This is a genomic window from Sediminispirochaeta bajacaliforniensis DSM 16054, from assembly GCF_000378205.1.
GTDB classification, from domain to species: Bacteria; Spirochaetota; Spirochaetia; order DSM-16054; family Sediminispirochaetaceae; genus Sediminispirochaeta; species Sediminispirochaeta bajacaliforniensis.
The window spans coordinates 1-7244 of the sequence record NZ_KB899452.1; the positions used below are offsets into that span (position 1 = coordinate 1).

The following is a 7244-nucleotide window of genomic DNA, read 5'->3' on the forward strand; positions in this document are numbered from 1 at the left end:
TGAAGGGGATGGTATCTGAGGGAAGGTTTTTCCGACAGATACCTGTACGTGATTTGCTATTTCACCTCGACATATTTCCCGTTTCTAACCGTATAAATCCTCTGTGTTTCAATCCCTTCGCCTTGCTTACCCTTATACGAAAAGGTCCCGGCTAAACCAACATATCCATCAATGTTATTAAAACTTTCCCGAAGCTCCTCTCCCCTTGTACAATTCCCATCCTTCATCGCTTTCACTATGAGATGCACTCCGTCATACGCTCGAAACGCATTGTCCGACATCGGCGCAGACCCAAACTCGTCAATATACCCTGTCAGAAAACTTTTCATCGCCGGATCTTCCGCATCATTCGGATCACTATAGGTCAAATACTGCGATGCAAAATATACATCCTCCAACGCATTCCCTCCACTTTGCAACGCCTCCGGATTCGCCCAACTTTCACAGCCCAACACCGGACCGGCATACCCAAATTGTCTCAACTGCTTCGCTACAAAGCCTAAATCATCTCCAAGTCCCCAAATCACTATGGCATCAGGATTCGTCCCAATAATCTTCGCAAATTGTCCCGTAAAATCACGGTCCCCATGTGTAAAACTCTCGTCGGCTACATAGCTAAATCCCATCCCTTCACTCGCCTTTACAAAGGACTTCCCTCCTGTCACACCGTATTCATCATTCGATGTAAAAAGCGCTATCCGACTATATCCCCTATTTTGTGCAAACTTAGCCAGCTGTATCGCCGTATAGGTATTATTGGCTATCGATCGAAACAAATACCGATACCCTTGTTGCAGCCAGGTCGGGGAGGTCCCTCCCGATACCAATACTGTCTTCGAATTCTCTATCACATCGGCAGCCGCCAAGATGTTCCCCGAATGCAGCGACCCAAATATCGCATCAACCTTATCTACCTGCACCAATTTCGTCGCTACTTTCACTGCTTCTTCCGGCGATGATTTGTCATCGTATGCTATGATCTTTATCTGTCGACCTAAAACTCCTCCCCTTTCATTTACCTCTTCCACTGCCATCTGCGCTCCGTTCAAGGCTGCCTGGCCCGCCTGGGCTGTCCCTCCTGTCAACGGACAAAAAAATCCTAATTTGATGGACTCCGTCCCATCCGTCGCCTCTCCTGTTCCATTCCCAAACACCGGTAAACATAGGGCCAACAATAATACCCCCGTAACTATCCATTCTTTCTTTCTCATTCAATGCCCTCCTTCCCTTTATAAAGTTCCCAATGCTTTCTTTGATCGTATCATCCTTCCCTCTTCTCCTTGAACTCAACTTTTTTCTCTTTTCGTTTACTATTTTCCACTCACGGGGGGCATTGTATGGAGGTATTCGATCTTTTTATGATTTTGAGGTAATGTTGGAGAGCCTGGCAACTTGAAGTCTACGAATATCATCGTATCGTTTTGCCGGAGACGGGACTTGAACCCGTACAGCCGTATTGGGGCCGGGGGATTTTAAGTCCCCTGTGTCTACCAGTTTCACCACTCCGGCAATGGAATGTATAGTACCGAGGCTGACGTCGATGGTCAATCCCTCCCTTTTCGCAGTGGTGATTTGTTTGGTACACTTGAGGTATGGAAACATATGAGGGGCTACAGGGGATGATCGATACTCATTTCCACAGTCGCGTGATGCGGCAGAAGGGCGTCGATCCTGTTGAGCATTTGAAAAGAGCCTTTGCAAAGGGATTGGTGTGTGCCGTGGATATCGGAACAGAGCTTGGGGACCTTGAAGAGCGTTCGGAGCTTATTGCCGAGTTTGATTGGGTTTACATGGCTGCAGGGCTTTATCCTTCCTATGCCGGTGCCGAAGATTTGCCCTCGTTGGTCGCTGAGCTTGAAGCCTCAATTCTGGAACACCAGGCCGCCTCGATTCGGGGGCAGCGGCCCCGCTTGGTTGCCGTGGGGGAGTGCGGGATCGATTTACATTGGGATTTTGCAGATACCGCATGTCAGCAGGAGCTTCTGGAACTTCAAATCGATCTTGCCGATCGCCTCGACCTCCCGGTGGTAATTCATAGTCGGGAGGCAGATGATCCGCTTTTGGAAGTTTTTCGTCGTCACAGCCCAAAGCGGGGCGGCATTCTTCACTGTTTTTCTTCGGGACCGGAGATGATGAGGCGTTGTCTCGATCTTGGTTTCTTTATCTCGTTCGCCGGTAATCTTACCTTCAAGAATGCAGAGCTTATACGTAGTTCCGCACTGCAGGTACCCATGGATCGGCTGCTTTTCGAGACGGACAGTCCTTATCTAAGCCCGGAGCCGATGCGGGGAAAGCCAAACCATCCGGCCTTTGTTGCACACACGTATAGCTTTTTTTCTCGTCTTCGCTCTGTACCAATGGAGGAACTCATTTCTCAGGTGGCTGCGAATGTGCATAGAATTTTTTCCCTGCCTCCTGCTATATAGGCTATAGAAAAAGCAGGGCGGTCCCAACAATGGCTGTTATCGTCCCTGCAACTGCTCCTTTAGACACCCTTTTCTTAAAATAGAGGCGGTCAATTGGCAGGAGAAATATGGGGGATGTTTGCATGAGAGCGGTAACAATGCCGACCGGTGCCCAGGTGAGGGCGTAGAGGGATAGCACAATACCGAGGATCGGGCCGACAAGAGCCCCATTTGCGGTAAGCAGCAACGCTTTCCTGTCGTGTATCAGGGCCGCGAAGTCGGAGACGAGGCTTTTTCTGACAGTGGCATAGAGGACAAGACCGATGAGCCCTGCAGAGAGCCGGAGGAGGTTTGCACTGAAGGGATGAATTCCTTGGGCGAGGCCTGCCTTTGCGAGAAACATGCCGACCGCCTGGGTAAAGGCTCCTCCGAGGGCGAAAAACGCCCCTGTGCGTTTCGTTCGCTGATCCTCTTCCGTTCCGCTTTGCCTTTGGATACCACGGCTTCGTGCGCCCTCTTCAAGGATAACCCAGATAACTCCGCCGACGGTGGCTGCTATTCCGAGCATCTGCAGGGGGCTAAGAATCTCCCCAAGGAAGATCCTTGAGAGAATAGCACCGAAAATAGGGCTGAGGGTCATGACGACCATGGTTTCTCTGGGACCGAGATCGACAAAGGCCCTGAAGATGAAGAGGTCGGCTACGCAGAAACCGAAGAGCCCTGATAATCCGAGGAAGAGATAGACCGATGAAGAAAGGCCGAGAGGATAGGGACTACCGCAAAAGAGAAGATGAAGAAGGAACATCACGGGCAGGGCGATCCATAAACGGATATGAGTGACGGCCCGTGAACCGACACGCTTTCCTGCGGCAGAATAGACAATGGAATTATGAGCCCAGCATCCTGCGGTAAGCAGCGCAAAAAATTGTCCAAGGATCATGTGCATTGCCACACTATGTCAGAAAGGATTGAGTGTGGCAATTGGCCTTTTGCATATATTTTATGTTATGATGCCCGCTTTCCTGCCTCCAGGTATTCCATGGCGGAAAGGGCTGCCACCGTGCCGTCGCCCACTGCCGTCGTTATCTGCCTGAAACGCTTTTGCCGTGCATCTCCCGCCGCGAAAACCCCTGCAAGCGATGTTTTCATTCCTTCGTCGGTGATAATCTCTCCCCGTTCGTTTAGGGAAAGCTGCCCGGCAATCATGGCAGTATTGGGCAGGTAGCCGATAAGGATAAAGGCACCGGTAATATCAAGACGGCGTTTTTCTCCTGAAAGAGTGTGTTCGATTACAGCACCCTCGAGGCTTTCGTTACCGAGGAATTCATGTACCGTTGATTCGAGGATAAAGTCGATTTTGGGGTTTGCTCTGGCCGCTTCGATGGCGTGGGCGTAACCCTGAAAATGATCGAATTGATGGACGATGGTTACCTTGTCGGCGTAGCGGGTCAGACTTACCGCCTCTTCCAGCGCGGAGTTTCCGCCTCCGACAACCATGATCTTCTGACCGGTAAAAAAATCGCCGTCGCAGGTAGCACAGTAGCTGATTCCAAGCCCTTTGAGACGATCTTCCGATTCGATACCAAGATTTCTCGGCCGTCCTCCCATTGCGAGAATAATGACCGGAGCTGCATACTCCTTATCCTCGGTTCGGACCCGTTTTACCGTATCTTTCAATGTAATATCGGTAAGATTGGTATTGGAGACCAAGGTACAGCCGAACCCTTCGGCCTGTGTCTTCATGGTGGATGCGAGTTGATAGCCGGAGAGCTCGGGAAGGCCTGGGTAGTTTGCAACGGCATGGGTCAACAGGACCTGCCCTCCGACGGTTCCCTGATCGAGGATTACCACGTTTTGTTTTGCCCGGGCAAGGTAGATACCGGCAGAGAGACCCGCCGGACCTGCCCCCAGGACAATGGCATCGTAGTGTTCCATGACTATTCCTTTTTCCCGAATTGTTCGTCGAGAATTTCTGTGACCTGTGCCTTGTTTTGTATGGAACTCGTTGCCTTCACCACCTTACCCCCCTTCCAGTAGACGGTGAAGGGCAGGCCCCTAAAGGAAGAGCATTCGGGGAGTCTTTTGATATAGGCCGCCTCAGGGGAGTCGAAGGCCATATCACGAAACCGAACATGATCATAGGATCCCGATTTTTGAAGGTCCTCCATAACTCCGTATACAGGAACGCACATTGGGCCCATTCTGCCGCAGCAGACCATCAGAGGGTCGCCGCTGTCGATGAGCTCCTTCAAGGTTTTTTCGTTTTCAACATGGTCAAGGTTTGTCGGTAGTGTCATGTAATATCCTCCTATATTTATATAATAAATATTATATATAAAAATCGATATGTCAACTATTACCCTCCTATTGACACAAAAAGCGGGGATGCATAGGCTTTTCTGTATGCACTATTACCCCTTTTCCGCCATTTTAGGCCAAAAGCGGTTAAAGGCCGCGCTACTTGCTTGTGCAGTCGATCCCTCCATCGGTGGAGTTCTCATTCGGGGAGAGAAGGGAACCGCAAAGACCACGGCGGTCCGGGCTCTTGCTCCTCTGCTACCGGAAATCGAAGTGGTGGGAGACTGTCCTTACTCCTGTGATCCGGCTGATGGTGATACCATCCACGAATCCTGTGCAGCACGAATCCGTGCAGGAGAAGAGATAGAGCATTCTCGAAGGCCGGTCAGGCTGGTGGAACTTCCGCTCAATGCGACCGAGGACCGCCTTGCCGGTACGATCCACATCGAAAAGACCCTTCAGCGTGGAGAACGCAGCTTCGAACCGGGCCTTCTTGCTGCTGCCAACCGGGGAATCCTCTATATCGATGAGGTGAATCTTCTGGAGGATCACTTAGTGGATCTCGTTCTTGATGCCGCGGCAAGCGGTGTTTGCCGGGTCGCCCGTGAGGGCTTTAATCTGGAGCACCCCGCGCGTTTTCTTCTTGTGGGGACCATGAATCCCGAGGAGGGGGAGCTGCGTCCCCAGTTCCTCGATCGATTTGCTCTATCGGTGACGGTGCATGGCGAGAATACACCCGAGATGCGGAAGGCGATTGTCCGCAGACGGATCGCATTTGAGAATGATCCCAAGGCCTTTATAAAGCTGTGGGATGATGAGGAGCAACGTCTTCGCGAGCTTGTTCGTTCCGCACGCAAGTTGCTTCCCCTGATTGAGCTTCGGGAGGAGATCTGGGATCTTTTGGTCGGCTTTTCTTCCAAGGCAGGGGTCCAGGGCCATCGATCTGATATCGTCATGGCAAAGTGTGCATCTGCCCTTGCAGCACTTCGGGGAAAGTCGTCGGTTGATCGTGAAGAGCTTTTGGAAGCGGCCCGTTTTGCCTTGCCTCACCGCATCGCCGGAACCATCGAGGAGACCCCGGAAACGATAAACGGTCGGCTGGAGACGATTCTTGCCGAAGAGCAGGAAGAGAAGGATCAGAAGGAGAAGATCGAAAGTCCTTCGCTGCGCAAGGCCGGTCTGGAGTACGGAATGGTTCCTGAAGAGGATTTCTTCGATTACCCGGAGGATTTCCAGGTTCCCGGTGCCGCTGCCGCCGGAAGTCTTGTCTTCGATTTTCTCGAAAAAAAAAAGCGTCCATCGATGAAGTAGAAGCGGCTGCCAGCCTCTCCTCTCTCGATATTACGGCCGCCGACCTCCGTCGTTTCGGCAAGGCTGGAATACGCCGTCACGGACACCAGAAGGGAGAGGCAGGGAAAAGGGGCAGGGCGATCGGCAACAGGGCTCCAGGTCCCGGAGAAGCGCTAAGCGATCCCGACCTTGCCGCAAGTTTTATTGCGGCTCTCAATCGTGGCGCGGACAGCGGCCGCTTGAAAATCGAAGCAAAGGATATCAGGCTTCATGTCCGCCGCGAGGAACCGGGAACCTTCGTCCTTTTTCTCCTTGATACCAGTGATTCGATGGGGGCGCTCGAACGGATGGCGGTGACCAAGGGATCGGTCCTTGCCCTGTTGCAGCGTTCTTACCAGGCCCGGCATGTAGTTGCCCTTACGACCTTCGGCGGGAGCGGGGCCAAAACCATCCTTGCGCCGACGAAGAGTGTTCTTTTGGCAAAAAAGGCCCTGAATGCGCTCAGACCCGACGGCGGTACGCCCCTTGCCGCCGGTATCGAGGCCAGTGTGGAGCTTTTTTCTTCAGCAGGCAGACGCTATCCCGGTATGCGTAAAATCTTAGTGGTCATTTCCGATGGCGAAGCAAACATCGCAAGGGAACGGGGGGTATCTCCATTGCGGGATGCCTTGGAAGCGGCAAAAAGGCTACGCCGAAGGGATATTCATGCGGTCCTAATCGATACGAAATTGCCGAAAGTCGGCAAGGAGAATGAGATGAAAAGCCTTCACCGGGTTATCGGCGGTCGTTATATCAACGCTTCGGCTCCGGGGCTGGAGGCGATTCTCGAGGCGGTTGATGCTTCCTGAATGCCGCTACCGAAACCTGGTATTGATCGGCTAAATTTCGCGGCTCCGCTATACCTTAAATAGTGTCCTGAATCGTGGTGATACATGAATAAAATCTCCTTTTCTCGTAGTTAGTTATTGTAAGAACAGCCAAAAAAGGAGAAGTTCATGAACCATCCCCCCTTCTGCCCCAATCCCTATTGTCCCAACCATTTCCAGGCTGCAGGACCCTGGTTCATAAAAACAGGGTCGTACCACTCAAAAACAGCTCCCCGTATTCAAAAGTTCAAATGCAAAACCTGCGGGCTCTCCTTCTCAACCCGTACCTTTAGCATCGACTACTGGACACACCGCCACATCTGTTACCACACCATTCTCTGCCACCTCGTCACCAGCTCCGGTATCAGAGACCTTTCCCGCATCC

The 7244-nt window shown here is 51.9% G+C and carries 7 protein-coding genes, 1 tRNA gene and 1 pseudogene; 4 read left to right on the forward strand and 5 right to left on the reverse strand.

Annotated features, from left to right (window positions below; translation table 11 throughout):
• Positions 1-56: 56 nt before the first annotated feature.
• Together F459_RS0121535 and F459_RS0121540 are read right to left on the reverse strand one after the other, a co-directional pair.
• Positions 57-1211 (reverse strand): ABC transporter substrate-binding protein, encoded by a 1155-nt coding sequence (locus F459_RS0121535; protein WP_020614717.1) that lies wholly within the window; start codon positions 1209-1211, stop codon positions 57-59.
• A 211-nt stretch (positions 1212-1422) separates the two neighbouring features.
• Positions 1423-1509: transfer RNA gene (locus tag F459_RS0121540), tRNA-Leu, on the reverse strand.
• Between the two features lie 83 nt (positions 1510-1592).
• On the opposite strand from F459_RS0121540, the gene F459_RS0121545 reads away from it, so the two are divergent.
• On the forward strand, positions 1593-2426 hold the full coding sequence (locus tag F459_RS0121545; RefSeq protein WP_245540251.1) for a TatD family hydrolase: 834 nt from the start codon (positions 1593-1595) through the stop codon (positions 2424-2426).
• A gap of 1 nt (position 2427) precedes the next feature.
• Here the strand turns inward: F459_RS0121545 and F459_RS0121550 are convergent, their stop codons facing one another.
• The 3 genes from F459_RS0121550 to F459_RS0121560 form a co-directional block, all read right to left on the reverse strand.
• A complete protein-coding gene (locus tag F459_RS0121550) occupies positions 2428-3345 on the reverse strand; it encodes a DMT family transporter (RefSeq protein WP_020614719.1) in 918 nt (305 codons plus the stop codon).
• 65 nt (positions 3346-3410) lie between these two features.
• Positions 3411-4340, reverse strand: coding sequence for an NAD(P)/FAD-dependent oxidoreductase (locus tag F459_RS0121555; RefSeq protein WP_020614720.1), 930 nt, complete (start codon positions 4338-4340; stop codon positions 3411-3413).
• A gap of 2 nt (positions 4341-4342) precedes the next feature.
• Entirely contained in the window at positions 4343-4702 is a 360-nt protein-coding gene (locus F459_RS0121560; RefSeq protein ID WP_020614721.1) for a hypothetical protein, read from the reverse strand.
• 49 nt (positions 4703-4751) lie between these two features.
• Here F459_RS0121560 and F459_RS22875 point away from each other — a divergent pair, with 49 nt between their 5' ends.
• From F459_RS22875 to F459_RS23835, 3 genes and pseudogenes are all read left to right on the forward strand, one after another.
• Positions 4752-6014 carry an ATP-binding protein gene (locus tag F459_RS22875; protein ID WP_154651770.1) on the forward strand — a complete coding sequence of 421 codons (1263 nt, stop codon included), beginning with the start codon at positions 4752-4754 and terminating at the stop codon, positions 6012-6014.
• Between the two features lie 218 nt (positions 6015-6232).
• The gene (locus F459_RS0121570) at positions 6233-6841 is read left to right on the forward strand and encodes a VWA domain-containing protein (protein WP_020614723.1); all 609 of its coding nucleotides are present in this window, start codon (positions 6233-6235) and stop codon (positions 6839-6841) included.
• A 147-nt stretch (positions 6842-6988) separates the two neighbouring features.
• Positions 6989-7244 (forward strand): annotated as a pseudogene (locus F459_RS23835) (hypothetical protein); the annotation flags it as partial.